Origin of the sequence: Vibrio sp. RM-69-4 (assembly GCF_024743775.1) — a bacterium.
Taxonomy (GTDB): domain Bacteria; phylum Pseudomonadota; class Gammaproteobacteria; order Enterobacterales; family Vibrionaceae; genus Vibrio; species Vibrio anguillarum.
On sequence record NZ_JAMQXI010000076.1, the window covers coordinates 691,450 to 707,053 of the forward strand.

Genomic DNA, 15,604 nt, shown 5'->3' on the forward strand with positions numbered 1-15,604 from the left:
CAGTGATTGAAAAAATCTGGTTCGGACATCACCCAGCGTGTTTTTTGTTGTGGCCACTGTTGTGGCCACTGAGTGTCTTGTTTCGGTTGGTCAGTCAAGCACGTAAGCGAGCATTCCAAGCGAACAAAAAAGAGCGCTATAAGGCTCCCGTTCCTGTGGTGGTGGTGGGTAATATTACTGCGGGTGGTAATGGTAAAACACCGTTGGTTGTATGGTTAGTGGAAGCTTTACAAGAACAAGGCTTCAAACCAGGAGTTGTTTCGCGTGGGTATGGTGGTAAGGCTCCGGTTTATCCATTAGTGCTGCAAAGTGATACGCCAACCGCTCACTGCGGTGACGAACCTAAATTGATTCACCAGCGCACGGGTGCTCCGGTTGCTGTTGCACCAAAGCGCTCACAAGCAGTGCAAGCCCTGCTTCCGTTGGGTGTTGATGTGATCATCACTGACGATGGCCTTCAGCACTATGCATTGGAGCGTGATCTCGAATTTGCAGTCGTGGACGGCGTTCGTCGCTTCGGTAATGAGCAGTTCATGCCTTTAGGTCCGTTAAGAGAGCCACTCTCTCGGTTAGCGGAAGTTGATTTTATTGTGACTAATGGCGGTCAAGCTCAATACGGCGAATTGGCTATGCACCTTTCACCTAGCTTAGCCGTTAACTTAGTGACAGGTCAGCAAGCGCCAGTGAGCCAGTTACCTGCATTAGTGGCTTTTGCTGGCATTGGTTATCCCACGCGCTTTTTTAATACATTAGAAGCTTTAGGTGCAAAGACGGTATTGACCCAAGGTTTTGCTGATCACCGAGAGTATCAATATTCAGAATTAGAGGCGCTTGCGCAACATGGAGCAAACGTCATCATGACAGAAAAAGACGCAGTGAAATGTGCGGCCTTTGCACAAGAAAACTGGTGGTATCTTCCCGTTTCTGCGCAATTTAGTTCGCCAGATGAAAGGCGTATTTTGGACAAAATAAAAGAGGTAATGGAATCATATGGATCACCGTCTGCTTGAAATTGTAGCTTGCCCTGTATGTAAAAGTAAGTTGACTTATGATAAAGAAAATCAAGAGCTTATTTGTAAGTTAGATCGTTTGGCCTACCCAATAAAAGAAGGGATTCCTGTGTTGCTTGAGCCAGAAGCGCGCAGCATGACGATGGATGAGGGACGATAATGGCTTTCACCGTTATTATCCCTGCTCGTTATCAGTCAACTCGCTTACCTGGCAAACCTTTGGCCGATATCGGCGGTAAACCCATGATTCAGTGGGTTTATGAGCAAGCGTTACAATCGGGAGCTGAGCAGGTCGTTATTGCTACTGATGATGCTCGTGTTGAAGCGGCTGTCCATGCGTTTGGTGGCAATGTTTGTATGACATCATCACATCACGAGTCCGGTACTGAGCGTTTAGCCGAAGTGGTGAAATTAATGGGCATTGCCGATCACCACATTATTGTTAACGTACAAGGTGATGAGCCACTCATTCCCCCGAGCATCATCAAGCAGGTCGCTAACAATTTAGCCAACAGTAGCGCGCCGATGGCGACTTTAGCGGTTGAAATTACTGATCAAGCTGAAGTGTTTAACCCTAACGCGGTTAAAGTGGTAACAGATCAAGAGGGTTACGCGCTGTATTTCAGCCGTGCGACAATTCCTTGGGATAGAGACAATTTTGCAACTGGTGGTCAAACGGTGATTCAGCCATTGCTACGTCATATTGGTATTTACGCTTATCGGGCTGGTTTCATCAATACTTATATCAACTGGCAACCCAGTGTACTTGAGAAAATTGAGTGTTTAGAGCAGCTTCGAGTACTGTGGTATGGTGAAAAAATTCACGTTGCCGTTGCTAAAGAAGCACCGCCTGCAGGGGTAGATACACCAGAAGATTTAGAGTTAGTGAGAGCGATAGTAAGCCAACGTTAGCTAAAAAAGGAGCAATTATGCTCCTTTTTATCACCGAGTTAATCACGGTTTTATGCGTGCCATGACCTGATCTTTTACGATGAAGTGATGATAAAGAGCCGCTGCGATATGACCACCGATAACAGTCAATACAATCACCTGCATTACTTCACCGTGTAAAGTTTTCCCTATGTTATAAAGCCAATCACTCTTACCTATCAATGAGGGAATAGCATCGCCTGCCAGAGTTAATGTCCGACCTTTTCCTGCAAAACGAAGATAACCACTGATTGGAACAAGCAATGTAAGGAGGTAAAGGGCAGCATGCGCTCCATATAGCAGCTTCTGCATAAGGTCACTTTCATACACTGGCGCTGGTGCTGTTGTGCTTAGTTTTACGGCTAAACGAATCATCGATAATCCAAAAACAGCGACTCCAAACCATGCATGTAAGTTCAGCCATAACACTCGCATTTCGCTACCTTTATCGGAGAATGAACGAAATGAATCGCTTAAAAACAGCAATACGAACAGTAATGCTATAACCCAGTGTATAGCGATGATGATTTTGTTGTGCTTCATTAGTTAAATACCCTTATAAATATTGGTGATTTTATTTAAGCAAATATTTAATGAATGAAATGTGAACAAAGCTGTAAGGATGTATTACAAATATTTTTTTAATAAAAAATGCGCAACGAATGAGGTCGCGCATTATGAAGTCGATATTTAAGGTAACGACTTGTTCTTATGTGTCACGTTCGCCGTGTGGTGGGCAAGTCGCTAAAATTTCACGTCGGCCACTCTCTTTGACTTCCTCTAAAATGACATCAAACCCCCATAAACGGTAAAGGTGTTTTAGTACCTCATGACAGCTTTGATCTAAAGGAATTCTATCGTGTGGAACGTGTTGAAGCGTCAGTGAACGATCACCACGAACATCCACGTTATAAACTTGAATATTCGGTTCTAAATTACTGAGATTGTACTGTGCCGCAAGCTTTTCACGGATGGCGTGATAGCCAATATCATCGTGAATGGCACTAACTTCAATAAAATTCTTGCGATCGTCATCCACAATGGCAAACAGCTTGAAATCGCGCATTACTTTAGGTGAAAGATACTGGCTAATGAAGCTCTCGTCCTTAAAGTTGTGCATAGCAAAATGAAGCGCATCTAACCATTCTGTGCCAGCAAGCTCAGGAAACCATTCCCTGTCTTCATCGGTTGGCTCTTCACAAATACGTTTAATATCTCGGAACATAGCAAAGCCAAGTGCATATGGATTGATGCCACTAAAATAGGGGCTGTTGTAAGAAGGTTGTGCGACGACACTGGTGTGGCTGTGTAGAAACTCAAGAATGAATTTCTCAGAAACAAAACCTTCATCATAAAGGTGATTCAAGATAGTGTAGTGCCAGAATGTGGCCCAGCCTTCATTCATCACTTGCGTCTGTTTTTGTGGGTAAAAATATTGGCTTATTTTCCTCACAATACGAACGATCTCCCGTTGCCATGGCTCAAGCAGTGGCGCATGTTTCTCAATGAAATAAAGAATGTTTTCTTGTGGCTCACTTGGAAAACGAACTTTAAGATCTTCTTCTTTGGTTTTTGCTTTAGGCACGGTGCGCCACAGTTCATTAACTTGCGATTGTAGATAAGCTTCGCGCTCTTCTTGACGTGCTTTTTCTTCTGCTATCGATATTTTTTCAGGTCGTTTATAGCGGTCAACACCATAATTCATTAACGCGTGGCATGAGTCGAGCAGCGATTCGACTTCGGGTACGCCATATTTTTCTTCGCATTCTGAAATGTAGTTTTTGGCAAACAAGAGATAGTCAATGATAGAGCTCGCATCCGTCCAAGTTTGGAAAAGGTAGTTGCCTTTGAAAAACGAGTTGTGTCCATAGCAAGCGTGCGCCATCACTAAGGCTTGCATAGTAACGGTGTTTTCTTCCATCAAATAGGCAATGCATGGGTCTGAGTTAATAACGATCTCATACGCGAGCCCCATTTGGCCATGTTTGTAACCTTGCTCCGTTTGAATAAATTTTTTGCCAAATGACCAGTGGCTGTAATTAATCGGCATGCCAATGCTGGAGTAGGCATCCATCATCTGCTCGGAGGTAATAACTTCAATTTGATTGGGGTAAGTATCGAGACGATAAAACTCAGCTACCCGACGTATTTCAGTATGGTATTTCTCCAAAAGCTCAAACGTCCAGTCAGGTCCGTCTGGTAACAATTTGCTCTTGCGTTTTGAAGTACCTTTCGCTTTTGTTGTCATTAGTATGCCTCCCTAAGCTGTTTCCTTTTGGAATAGCTCCCTAAATACAGGGAATATGTCATCCACAGTGCGAATGTTTTTAATCGCAAAATTGCCAAATGAGGGTTGTAATTTTTCGTACTCGTGCCACAAGGTTTGGTGTGAGCGACGAGTGATTTCAATATAAGCGTAATACTGGCAATATGGCAGAAGCTTATTGGTGAGGAGTTCTTTACAACGAGGCGAATCATCAGCCCAGTTATCACCATCGGATGCTTGAGCTGCGTAGATATTCCATTCGCCGAGTGGGTAGCGTTGTTCAATGATTTCATGCATTAATTTCAGGGCGCTAGAAACAATCGTGCCACCTGTCTCTTGAGAGTAGAAGAACTCGTGCTCATCCACTTCTTTGGCTTGCGTATGGTGACGAATAAACACCACTTCGACATTTTCATAAGTGCGAGTTAAAAATAGATACAGCAACACGTAAAAACGTTTGGCCATATCTTTAGTCGCTTGATCCATTGAACCCGACACATCCATTAAGCAGAACATAACAGCTTGGCTCGATGGAATGGGGCGTTTTTCAAAGTTTTTGAAACGTAGGTCAAACGTATCAATAAACGGCACACTTTCAATTTTTTTACGCAACGCTTCGATTTCTTGCTTAAGTCGCTTCTCTTCTAATACTTGAGCGGGCTCTCTATTTTGAATGCGCAGTAACTCTTCTTCTAATTCCCCCATTAAACGACGTTTTCCCGCTGTCATTGCGGTGCGGCGAGCCAGTGATTGTTGCAAAGAGCGAACTACAGCAATGTTCGACGGTACACCTGCCGTTTTGAAACCCGCGCGATGAGTTTTCCATTCTGTAATCTTATTGATTTGATTTTTTTCTAGATTAGGCAATTCCAGATCTTCAAACAGTAGATCAAGATATTCATCTTTAGAGATTTGGAAAATAAATTCATCTTGACCTTCGCCATCAGCACTCGCATCACCTTGTCCTGAACCATTGCCTTGTCCGCCACCTTTAGGTCTCTCAATTTTATCACCAGTAATAAACTGGTCATTACCCGGGTGAACCCGTTCTTTAAGGCCGCCTTTTCCTTGATGAAACACGGGTTCTTTGATGTCGTGATTTGGGATCGACACATCTTCGCCAGACTCGGTGTTGGTGATGGAGCGACGATTCACTGCGTCTGCAACAGATTCTTTGATCTGCTCTTTATGACGGCGTAAAAAGCGTTGTCTATTGACCGCGCTTTTGTTTTTACCGTTCAATCTTCTATCGATAAATTGCGCCATGAGTATCCCCTTGAAAACGTCACCTTTACGTTAGCCATTGTTCGTATGGCTAACGCATGTACAGGTTTTGGTTTGCTTGAAGTTAAGAAGATTTACGGACGCGTAAATACCACTCAGACAACAGCCTTACTTGTTTTTCTGTATAACCTTTCTCCATCATACGAGCGACAAAATCGTCGTGTTTTTTCTGATCATCAGATGAGGTTTTGGCATTAAAAGAGATAACAGGAAGTAGCTCTTCGGTATTTGAGAACATTTTTTTCTCAATGACGGTACGCAGTTTTTCGTAACTGGTCCAAACCGGATTTTGTCCATTGTTGTGCGCTTTCGCACGCAGTACAAAATTGACGATTTCATTTCGGAAATCTTTCGGGTTACTAATGCCTGCTGTTTTCTCGATTTTTTCTAACTCGTTATTGAGCGATGAACGATCGAAAAGTTGGCCAGTTTCAGGATCACGATACTCTTGGTCTTGGATCCAGAAATCAGCATAAGTAACGTAGCGGTCAAAAATATTTTGACCGTATTCAGAATAAGATTCCAAATAAGCTGTTTGAATCTCTTTACCAATGAACTCGACATAACGAGGCACTAAGTAGCCTTTTAAAAACTCCATATATCGTTCAGCGATTTCTTGAGGGAACTGCTCGCGTTCAACTTGCTGTTCGATGACATAGAAGAGATGAACGGGGTTAGCCGCAACTTCCGTTTGGTCAAAGTTGAATACGCGCGACAGTATTTTAAAGGCAAAGCGAGTCGATAAACCGGACATCCCTTCGTCAACACCTGCGTAGTCACGATACTCTTGATAGCTTTTTGCTTTTGGATCGGTATCTTTTAGCGTTTCACCATCGTAGACGCGCATTTTGGAGAAGAGTGACGAGTTTTCCGGCACTTTTAGGCGCGAGAGGATACTAAATTGACCAAGTAATTCTAGTGTGCTTGGTGAGCATGGCGCTTTGGATAGTTCACTGTGTTCAAGCAGTTTTTGGTAAATTTTCACTTCTTCCGAGACGCGTAAACAGTAAGGAACTTTAACGATATAAACCCGGTCCAAAAACGCTTCGTTGTTTTTGTTGTTACGGAATGTCTGCCACTCTGATTCGTTTGAGTGCGCTAAAATCATGCCATCAAAGGGTAGGGCGGATAACCCTTCTGTTCCGTTGAAGTTTCCTTCTTGCGTGGCGGTTAAGAGTGGGTGAAGCACCTTAATTGGCGCTTTGAACATCTCAACAAACTCCATTAACCCTTGGTTGGCTTTACAGAGTGCACCGGAATAGCTATATGCATCGGGGTCATCTTGCGAGAAATGCTCGAGTTTCCGAATATCCACTTTCCCAACCAGTGACGAAATGTCTTGGTTGTTTTCATCTCCGGGCTCGGTTTTTGCGACGGCAATTTGATCGAGAATTGAAGGTCGTACTTTGACGACTTTGAATTTGGAAATATCGCCACCAAACTCGTGTAAGCGTTTGGCCGCCCAAGGTGATGTAATTGAGCGTAAATAGCGTTTTTCTATCCCATATTCCTGCTTGAGGATTTCGCCATCTTCAACCACATCAAACAGGCAAAATGGGTGGTCATTGACTGGGCTACGAACGCCATTTGCAGACAAAACATAAATAGGCATTTGTTGCATTAAAGCTTTGAGTTTCTCCGCCAGTGAAGATTTACCGCCACCAACTGGACCGAGTAGATAGAGAATTTGTTTTCTTTCTTCTAAACCTTGGGCAGCGTGTTTGAGGTAGGAAACAATCTGTTCTATGGCTTCTTCCATGCCATAGAAATCCTCAAAAGTTTTATAACGAGAAATCACCCGGTTAGAGAAAATGCGACTCAATCGGGGGTGTTTTGCTGTGTCTATCAGCTCAGGCTCACCAATCGCCATTAACAGCCGCTCTGCTGCATTGGCATAAGCACTTTTATCTTCTTTACACAGAGCTAAAAACTCTTGCAGTGATAGCTCTTCATCCTTGGCGGCTTCATAGCGTGCCTGAAAGTGGTCAAAAATACTCATAGTGAATTCCCCTCTGAAAACTGTCTAACTGACAACACCGCTTAAAAACACAAATTAATAACAATTTAAGACTAGTCCGAGTTTGACAATTTTGCTTAACAATTATGTGTTTATTTAAATTTCGTGACAGTAATAACGTCGATCAGGTTGAACTATTTAGTGTATGAATATCAAGAGTTCGAGGGATAAGTTGGTGTTGGAGTTAACAACTGCGAGGGGGAATGTAAAAAAGACGCAGTGTCTGCGTCTTTTCATCTTTCGTCAGCCTACTTTGCTAGGTATTAAAATTTAGGCATTAAAAATTTGTGTAAATTCTGCGGTTGACAAATGGTATTGGCGAGGACAATTACGCCAAGCCGTTAACATGCGACGATATTTATCTGACATTGGCATTTGGCTGTTGAAGTGGTGATCGGCTTTATCAAATTGTGGGTAAAGCCCTTCAGACTCAACCAAGAAACGCACGTAATGAACGCGTTGTGACTCTTTAGCGATATCAAACCCTAAAAAGTGCAGGCGGCGCTGATCCACATTTTTGCTTTCTGCATCGGAGAGCATTTTGTGTGATTCTTGCATGGCGTGATACATCTCCATGATGTCGATCACTTCGCGGCACTCCGCTTCGGTCAAGCAACCAAATTCTTTGTTGAGCTCTCGCATTTGCAGTTCATAACCACGTTCTACAATGGTTTGTAACCGCTTGTATTTTTTGGCGTTGTTGGGATCCATCTGTGACATCAAAAAATACTGATTAGATAGAATCAGTCGTTGAGCGTTGGTCATTTCCATGGAGGTAGCCTCACTAAATTTTATGTTCTATTTGATGGTATAAGGTTAACAGCAATTATCGACAATGAAACATGATCTCAACACGGATTTAATATGGAAAGCATAAAATGTGTGCAATTCTTGTTACTTTTTGTGTAAGTGGTTATAGATATAATCTTTATCGGAAAAGACACGCAACCATTCAGGCTTAAATACGGACAGTATCGCTAACGCCATACCATTGAGCAGCCCTTCTGGGAAAGCGAGTAAAGGAACAAAAATTAGGTAATTATCGCGGATGACTTGCCAGTCATGTTGCCCAAGAAGTAATTGATAAGCGGTGTTAATGGCCAAATGCAGGCTACCCGTCAGGCCGCCATTTAAAAAACCAGCCACAAAAATAAACACAAAAATATTGCGCGGTAGATAATGATAACTCAAAGCAAACAAAGCATAACTAACTAGGATTGGCAGTAGCGATGATAGTAGTAAGTATTCGGGGATGTTAAAGAAGGCCAGTTTACCGACCACCGCCAGTGCGAATGTAACAGGAATAGTTATAACAAATGCGCAGCGCCAGCCAAACATCATCGTGAGGGTTGTTAAACCGAGAAAATGGATAGGCAATCCTTCTGTTACTCCGGCTTGAGCTAACCACAAAAGAAAAAGTGCAAAAGAGGCAAAATAGGTGAGATGCTGAAAGGATTTCTCGGCCTTAAACTTTGTCCAAAATGAGTATTTAAAATCGCGAAGGGTCGTTAACCCAACAAGTAGCAGGAGCAATAGCACCGCAAGTTGTTCCAGCTGCATGGCTAGCCTCTCTATAAAAATACCAGCATTATGCTGGCATTTTTATGGTTATTAAATCAAGCAATCAATATTTTATGTTTGAGTGATACTGAGCTAAGATCCCAACGATTTTGTCCATGGTCTCTTTTGACGGCGGATTCACACCTTCTAATGGGTATTCTAGCCCCATTGCTTCCCATTTATGAGCGCCCAATTTGTGATAAGGCAGCAGCTCTACTTTCTCGATGTTATCCATATCTTTAATAAAATCACCAAGCATATGAGCCGCTTCTTCGTCATCAGTGTAGCCAGGAACAATCACATAACGGATCCACGTTTTTTTACCTATGGTGTGTAAGTAGCGCGCGAAATCTAAGGTTCGCTTATTCGACACACCAATAAAATCATGGTGGATCTCATCTTTCATGTGTTTGATGTCTAACATCACTAAATCAGTGGCATCGAGTACTTCATCAATCACGTCTGTGTGTTTGCGAATATAACCGTTGGTATCTAAGCAGGTGTGAATGCCCTCAGCTTGCGCTGCGCGGAATAAATCACGAACAAATTCAGGTTGAAGCATAGCTTCACCGCCTGAGCAGGTAATTCCGCCGCCAGAGGCTTTCATAAAATGGCGATAAGATTTTGCTTCGGTAATGATTTCTTCAACAGTCACTTCCTTGCCTTCATGGGTGTCCCATGTGTCACGATTATGACAATACATACAACGCATTAGGCAGCCTTGCATAAAAACAATGAAGCGAATTCCAGGGCCATCTACCGTGCCACAAGACTCAAAAGAATGAATACGACCAGTTGTTGACATCAGTTCATCTCGAATAGGTTATTTGCCTGTTATTTTATTACAAATAGTAGGGATTAAGTAGGGTTAATGTGCAATTGCCGCCGCATATCCTAAACCATATGTTGTGGCTTAAAATGAATGTCATGAAATTCTGCACATTGACTACACTGTATAGAAATAAGAACTCGTTGAATGCGATAGGGTTTAAATAAGGAATAGTTCATGGATGTACAGTTTTCTCAAAAGCAAAAAATCAGTCTATTTTTAGTTATCCTTTGTGTTGGTTTTTTAGGTTTAGGGATTTATACCGCAAAGAGCTTGATGGGAATGGATGAACAGTATCGCTCCAGTGGCGAAGTGGCATCCGGTTCTGTGGCGATATTTACTACTCAAGCAAATTTGTTGTCGCTTGCATCAGAGCTAAACAACATGCAAGGCAATCAGGTCAACTCGATTTTGAATAAATTGGATCAGTTGATGGAAGAGGTGAATGCTAATGTTGCTTTCCTGCAAAAGACCAATTTTGCTCAAGAAGGGGAAGTGTTGCTCAAGGCGGCCAAACAATTTGACCAATTTTTGCGTCCTTGGTTGCAAGTGAAATCAGAAGTGGGTTTCAACGTTAACGAAGGTAAACTGGGCGAGCTGAAAACGTTGGCCACCACGATAGAGAAAAAGATAGATGAGACGGGGATGGTTACAATCAACTCGGATTTTCAAGCCATGGTTAAGGCGCAGCAAAATTATTTATTAGAACCCACGGAGCAAAACTTAAAACTGTTTAATCGTGCTATGGCCAGTTTCGTCAATATGTCTGATTCTTATTCGATGTTGGATCTGTATGAAAAAGAGATACAACAATTTAAACAGGCTTTTTTACGTGTGAGTGAACTGTCTCAGCAATTGCAAGTGATGGAGAAACAAAGAGGCGATACAGAGGCGCAAGTTAAGTCGGTGATTCAAGATATTTCAACCAAGCTTTCCGCGTTGAGTGAGCAATATCAGTTGGCCGCAAAAACGACCGCATCGCAAACACAGTGGTCTGTATTGGCGGCCTGTGCGTTACTTGCCATATTGACCATTGCTATTTTCCTTACCTTTAGTTTTTCTCTTTCTCGTTCTTTGTCGCAAACAATTCACGTGTTGAACAATATCTCGCGTGGCGATTTGTCACGCCGTATGCCGATGACGAATAACGAAAAGGACGAATTCAATCAACTGGCATTGGCCATTAACCAAAGCTGTGAAAATTTAGGGAAATTGGTGAGTGGTGTGCAGAAAAGCAGTGAAGCCTTGTCTGGTGATGCCGCGTCACTGAATGTTGGATTAGACACTTTGGTGACAAATCAATCTGACGTTTTGGGACAAACGCAATTATTGGCATCGGCCACAGAAGAGGTCAGCGTGACGACCCAAGAAGTCTCCAATTCATTGGAGTTCGTTGCGGAACTCAGCAAATCTTCTATGCAAAGCGCAGAAGAGGGAGGAAAAGTGATTTCCGTTGCTATTACGTCACTGGTTGAGGTTGGTAAAATCCTAAGCTCGGCCGCAGGCCACATTCATCAACTTGAACAAGCTTCTGCAAAAGTAGACTCGGTGATGGACATCATTAATGGTATTGCCGAGCAGACTAACTTATTGGCACTCAATGCCGCAATTGAAGCGGCGAGAGCGGGAGAGCAAGGTCGTGGCTTTGCTGTTGTCGCTGATGAAGTTCGAAGTTTAGCAGTAAGAACGGTCAATGCCGTGGCCGAAATTTCCGGCACTATTGATACTATGCAAAAGGAAAGTGCGGAAGTAATCACTTATATTGCGCAATCTGAGCAGTCTATGCAGAGTGGGCAAGAGAAAGGTAATGAGGCAATACAGGCCATCGCGCAAATTATCAAAAAAGCAGATGAAGCGGCGAATAAAACAGAAGCCATTTTTGCATCGATCCGAGATTTGGCGACGACTAGCCATTCAATGGCAGATAATATGATACAAATATCTCGAGCCATGAAAGCCTTGGAAGAGAACAATGAACAGTTAAGAGCAACCAGCCAGATTGTGGATAAACGCTCTAGCAGCCTAAGTGTAGACTGCCAAAGTTTCACCATATAATTTCAGTTTGCTAAACGTTAGAAAAAAGCAAAAAGAGAAATATTACCGACACCGTGAATGGAGCTTTTGTCTTCCTTATACTCAGGTGTGTTTGCGGTGAACGTTAAACTCGCACCGACTTGTTGAATATACCAAGCCGCACCAACTACGGCGGTCGCCTGAAGATTTTCCAAGTTAACTTGGTAATATTCAGATGGGTGATCTAATCCGTTTAAAGGCCTATCTCCTTCGATGGTAATGTCATTGAAGCGATAGCGTCCTTCTACACCTCCGAATAGAAACCATCCAGTATCCGAGGCACCAATCATCCCTGCCGAGAAAGGGTTTTCTGCACTGATTTGAGCACTGCCAAAGTTACCCGCAAGATCGGTCCCCCAACGCATCATAAAACCTGTGGAGAGATCACTGCGAAAGTTACCTACATTGACCTCTGAAACGTTGGAAAGCTCAACGTCAGTTCCTGCATAGCTGCGGTATCGTGTCAGATTAAAGTGAGATAGATAACCTACGCTGCCGACGATTTTTTCCTCTACTTGGTAGGCCCAACCATTGGGTTCGTCAGATTTAGTTATGCTGTGCACTAACTTTTGCGCTTTCTCAGAAAGCGCAGCATCTCCGGTGGTTCCAATGGTTAAATTTGCCCGCGTGGCTTGTTGGGGATGCAAACTAATATAGTTAAGCTCGGTGTGTAAATACCCAGCGTAAGGTCGTTCATTCGGCTCTGGTTTGGTAAGAGAAATCTCCGAAGGAGTCCACATTTTGTGGCCAATGCTGATTTCCCATTTGTCCAATGGGGCCGCTCCCCAAACCGAAAGGCTAAGTGGTTTAGCCCACCAATATGGAGCAATCGCCCCTGAGGTGTAGCTTAAAAATAAACCATTGGTGTAGTCGCGATCTACGCCAAATACGCCATCGTTATCGAGGTTAAAAGCAACCGTTGCGTGTTGAGAGGCCAGCGCAGAAGCACTGAGTAACGTCAATGGAAGAATGTGAAATAGCTTCATACGAACACTGCAGAGTATAGACAAACCCTAATCATATAGGAAAGATGCGCTATTCAGTTGATAAATAGGCAATTGAATCAAAATAAATGTGGTAAGCGTAACATTTGTGGTCGATGCATTACGCATTTTTGATTTCTGAGTATAAAAAAGCCCCACTCATCGAGCAGGGCTTAACTATTTTGCTAGTAATTTAACTGAAATTATAGAGATTCAGTGAAAGTACGTGCAATAACGTCAGCTTGTTGTTCAGCAGTCAGTGAGTTAAAACGCACAGCATAGCCAGATACACGAATGGTCAGCTGAGGGTATTTCTCAGGGTGTTTAACCGCATCTTCTAAAGTTTCGCGATTAAGCACGTTCACGTTTAGGTGTTGGCCACCCTCAATGCCTGCTTCATGGTGGAAGTAACCATCCATCAGGCCAGCAAGGTTGGCACGTTGACTTGCTTCTTCTTTGCCTAACGCATTTGGAACGATAGAGAAAGTATAAGAAATACCATCTTGCGCATCAGCAAACGGTAGTTTCGCTACTGAAGTCAATGATGCTACTGCACCTTTTTCGTCACGGCCATGCATTGGGTTTGCACCCGGTGCGAAAGGCATACCAGCACGACGACCATCAGGTGTGTTACCTGTTTTCTTACCATATACCACGTTTGAAGTGATAGTCAGGATAGACTGAGTTGGAATTGCATCACGGTACATCTTAAGTTTACGGATTTTGCCCATAAACGTAGAAACAAGTTGGCATGCGATGTCATCAACGCGGGCGTCATTGTTACCAAATTTAGGATAATCACCTTCGATTTCGAAATCGATCGCTAGGCCATCTTCGTCACGAATTGGCTTAACTTTTGCGTATTTGATTGCAGATAGAGAGTCAGCAGCAACAGACAGGCCAGCAATACCACATGCCATCGTACGTTTAACGTCACGATCATGCAGTGCCATTAGCGCGGCTTCATAGCTGTATTTGTCGTGCATGTAGTGAATGCTGTTTAGTGCAGTCACATATTGCTTCGCCAACCAATCCATGAAGTGGTCCATTTTTGCCCATAGTTCGTCATAGTCAAGATACTCACCTGCGATCTTGTCCATTTTAGGACCAACTTGGATTTTCAACTTCTCATCAATACCACCATTGATGGTGTAAAGCATGGTTTTAGCAAGGTTTGCACGCGCTCCGAAGAACTGCATTTGTTTACCTACAACCATTGGCGATACACAACATGCGATAGCATAGTCGTCAGAGTTCATGTCTGGACGCATTAAATCGTCGTTTTCGTACTGGATAGATGAAGTATCGATAGATACTTTTGCACAGAAACGTTTAAAGCCGTCAGGTAGCTGCTCAGACCAAAGTACAGTGATGTTTGGCTCTGGAGAAGGACCCATAGTGTATAGGCTGTTTAGGAAACGGAAGTTAGAACGCGTAACGAGTGTACGGCCGTCAAGACCCATACCACCCATTGATTCTGTTGCCCAAATTGGGTCGCCAGAGAATAGTTCATCGTATTCAGGAGTACGTAAGAAACGAACCATACGCAGCTTCATTACGAAGTGGTCGATCATTTCTTGAGCTTGTACTTCAGTGATTTTACCCGCTTCTAGATCACGTTGGATGAAGATATCTAGGAAAGTCGAAGTACGACCTAGCGACATTGCCGCACCGTTTTGTGATTTAACAGCAGCTAGATAGCCGAAGTAAGTCCACTGGATAGCTTCTTGTGCAGTTTCTGCTGGGCGAGAGATGTCAAAACCGTATTTTTCAGCCATTTTTTTCATTTGGCCAAGTGCGCGGTGTTGTTCTGCAATTTCTTCACGAAGTTGCATCGTTGCCGTTAAATCTTCGCCGTTCTCAAAACGCTCTTGTAGAGAAGTGAATTGAGCAAGCTTATCCTTCATTAGGAAATCAATACCGTAAAGTGCTACGCGACGGTAGTCACCAATGATACGGCCACGACCATAAGCATCAGGAAGGCCCGTCAGAACACCAGACTTACGACACGCTAGGATATCAGGAGTGTAGATATCGAAAACGCCAGCGTTGTGAGTTTTACGGTATTCTGAGTAGATTTTTGAAATCATAGGGTCAAGAGTTCTACCGTATGCTTTGCAAGAACCTTCAACCATACGCACACCACCGTTAGGGATGATAGCGCGCTTAAGTGGTTTCTCAGTTTGTAGACCAACGATAGTTTCAAGATCTTTTTCGATGTAGCCTGCATCGTGAGCAGTGATGGTAGAAATAACGTCAGTATCGAAATCGACAGGGGCCTTAGTCGCGTTTTCCTGTTTGATACCTTCCATTACTTTAGCCCAAAGCTTGTTTGTCGCTTCAGTACCTTCAGAAACTAGGAAAGATTCGTCACCTTCATACGGCGTATAGTTCTTTTGAATAAAATCACGAACGTTAACTTCGTTTTGCCACTCACCTGCAACAAAACTTTCCCAAGCTTTAGCAAATTGCTCTGCCATGACATACCTACCTTTTTAGTAGAAAAAACACGTACCGTCTTCACCGTTGAGCCAGTTATCCTCGAAAGGAGCAGTACACTCTATTAATACAATATCTATATTCACACTATTCAATTATCTGAATATAGATATTGTGCTTTTAAGCCTTGAATGCAAGATTAGACTAAAATTT

Annotated in this window: 13 protein-coding genes; 4 read left to right on the forward strand and 9 right to left on the reverse strand. The window is 43.1% G+C overall.

The window, feature by feature from the left end:
* Positions 1-2 precede the first annotated feature (2 nt).
* The 3 genes from lpxK to kdsB are packed head-to-tail and all read left to right on the forward strand — an operon-like array spanning position 3 to position 1,922.
* Positions 3-1,010, forward strand: a complete 1,008-nt coding sequence (gene lpxK, locus NB504_RS15370; RefSeq protein WP_013856534.1) for a tetraacyldisaccharide 4'-kinase — start codon at positions 3-5, stop codon at positions 1,008-1,010.
* Positions 991-1,170 carry a Trm112 family protein gene (locus NB504_RS15375; protein WP_013856535.1) on the forward strand — a complete coding sequence of 60 codons (180 nt, stop codon included), beginning with the start codon at positions 991-993 and terminating at the stop codon, positions 1,168-1,170. The genes lpxK and NB504_RS15375 overlap by 20 nt, the downstream gene beginning before the upstream one ends.
* The gene (gene kdsB / locus NB504_RS15380; RefSeq protein ID WP_258429246.1) at positions 1,170-1,922 is read left to right on the forward strand and encodes a 3-deoxy-manno-octulosonate cytidylyltransferase; all 753 of its coding nucleotides are present in this window, start codon (positions 1,170-1,172) and stop codon (positions 1,920-1,922) included. The genes NB504_RS15375 and kdsB overlap by 1 nt, the downstream gene beginning before the upstream one ends.
* A 42-nt stretch (positions 1,923-1,964) precedes the next feature.
* On the opposite strand, the gene NB504_RS15385 is transcribed toward kdsB, so the two are convergent.
* The 7 genes from NB504_RS15385 to pflA form a co-directional block, all read right to left on the reverse strand.
* Positions 1,965-2,483, reverse strand: coding sequence for a cytochrome b (locus NB504_RS15385; RefSeq protein ID WP_017045183.1), 519 nt, complete (start codon positions 2,481-2,483; stop codon positions 1,965-1,967).
* A gap of 166 nt (positions 2,484-2,649) precedes the next feature.
* Positions 2,650-4,188, reverse strand: coding sequence for a SpoVR family protein (locus tag NB504_RS15390; protein ID WP_013856538.1), 1,539 nt, complete (start codon positions 4,186-4,188; stop codon positions 2,650-2,652).
* 12 nt (positions 4,189-4,200) lie between these two features.
* Positions 4,201-5,472: a YeaH/YhbH family protein gene (locus NB504_RS15395; RefSeq protein WP_258429247.1), complete on the reverse strand. Its 1,272-nt coding sequence runs from the start codon at positions 5,470-5,472 to the stop codon at positions 4,201-4,203.
* Positions 5,473-5,554: 82 nt separating this feature from the next.
* Positions 5,555-7,489 (reverse strand): PrkA family serine protein kinase, encoded by a 1,935-nt coding sequence (locus NB504_RS15400; protein ID WP_013856540.1) that lies wholly within the window; start codon positions 7,487-7,489, stop codon positions 5,555-5,557.
* 288 nt (positions 7,490-7,777) lie between these two features.
* Complete coding sequence (locus NB504_RS15405) at positions 7,778-8,278, reverse strand: YfbU family protein (RefSeq protein WP_013856541.1); 501 nt, start codon at positions 8,276-8,278, stop codon at positions 7,778-7,780.
* Positions 8,279-8,401: 123 nt separating this feature from the next.
* Entirely contained in the window at positions 8,402-9,067 is a 666-nt protein-coding gene (locus NB504_RS15410) for an energy-coupling factor ABC transporter permease (protein WP_017048072.1), read from the reverse strand.
* Positions 9,068-9,131: 64 nt separating this feature from the next.
* On the reverse strand, positions 9,132-9,872 hold the full coding sequence (pflA, locus tag NB504_RS15415) for a pyruvate formate lyase 1-activating protein (protein ID WP_013856543.1): 741 nt from the start codon (positions 9,870-9,872) through the stop codon (positions 9,132-9,134).
* Between the two features lie 201 nt (positions 9,873-10,073).
* Here pflA and NB504_RS15420 point away from each other — a divergent pair, with 201 nt between their 5' ends.
* The gene (locus NB504_RS15420) at positions 10,074-11,951 is read left to right on the forward strand and encodes a methyl-accepting chemotaxis protein (protein ID WP_013856544.1); all 1,878 of its coding nucleotides are present in this window, start codon (positions 10,074-10,076) and stop codon (positions 11,949-11,951) included.
* Between the two features lie 17 nt (positions 11,952-11,968).
* Here NB504_RS15420 and NB504_RS15425 read toward each other — a convergent pair whose 3' ends face one another.
* Positions 11,969-12,955, reverse strand: a complete 987-nt coding sequence (locus tag NB504_RS15425) for a lipid A deacylase LpxR family protein (protein WP_029388195.1) — start codon at positions 12,953-12,955, stop codon at positions 11,969-11,971.
* Positions 12,956-13,155: 200 nt separating this feature from the next.
* Positions 13,156-15,432 (reverse strand): formate C-acetyltransferase, encoded by a 2,277-nt coding sequence (gene pflB, locus NB504_RS15430; protein ID WP_013856546.1) that lies wholly within the window; start codon positions 15,430-15,432, stop codon positions 13,156-13,158.
* Positions 15,433-15,604 lie beyond the last annotated feature (172 nt).

Bases quoted from the DNA above. Each gene is read 5' to 3' on its own strand.
- NB504_RS15375 (WP_013856535.1), top strand. From the start codon at position 991: ATGGATCACCGTCTGCTTGAAATTGTAGCTTGCCCTGTATGTAAAAGT.
- kdsB (WP_258429246.1), top strand. From the start codon at position 1,170: ATGGCTTTCACCGTTATTATCCCTGCTCGTTATCAGTCAACTCGCTTA.
- NB504_RS15385 (WP_017045183.1), bottom strand. From the start codon at position 2,483: ATGAAGCACAACAAAATCATCATCGCTATACACTGGGTTATAGCATTA.
- NB504_RS15390 (WP_013856538.1), bottom strand. From the start codon at position 4,188: ATGACAACAAAAGCGAAAGGTACTTCAAAACGCAAGAGCAAATTGTTA.
- NB504_RS15395 (WP_258429247.1), bottom strand. From the start codon at position 5,472: ATGGCGCAATTTATCGATAGAAGATTGAACGGTAAAAACAAAAGCGCG.
- NB504_RS15400 (WP_013856540.1), bottom strand. From the start codon at position 7,489: ATGAGTATTTTTGACCACTTTCAGGCACGCTATGAAGCCGCCAAGGAT.
- NB504_RS15405 (WP_013856541.1), bottom strand. From the start codon at position 8,278: ATGGAAATGACCAACGCTCAACGACTGATTCTATCTAATCAGTATTTT.
- NB504_RS15410 (WP_017048072.1), bottom strand. From the start codon at position 9,067: ATGCAGCTGGAACAACTTGCGGTGCTATTGCTCCTGCTACTTGTTGGG.
- pflA (WP_013856543.1), bottom strand. From the start codon at position 9,872: ATGTCAACAACTGGTCGTATTCATTCTTTTGAGTCTTGTGGCACGGTA.
- NB504_RS15420 (WP_013856544.1), top strand. From the start codon at position 10,074: ATGGATGTACAGTTTTCTCAAAAGCAAAAAATCAGTCTATTTTTAGTT.
- NB504_RS15425 (WP_029388195.1), bottom strand. From the start codon at position 12,955: ATGAAGCTATTTCACATTCTTCCATTGACGTTACTCAGTGCTTCTGCG.
- pflB (WP_013856546.1), bottom strand. From the start codon at position 15,432: ATGGCAGAGCAATTTGCTAAAGCTTGGGAAAGTTTTGTTGCAGGTGAG.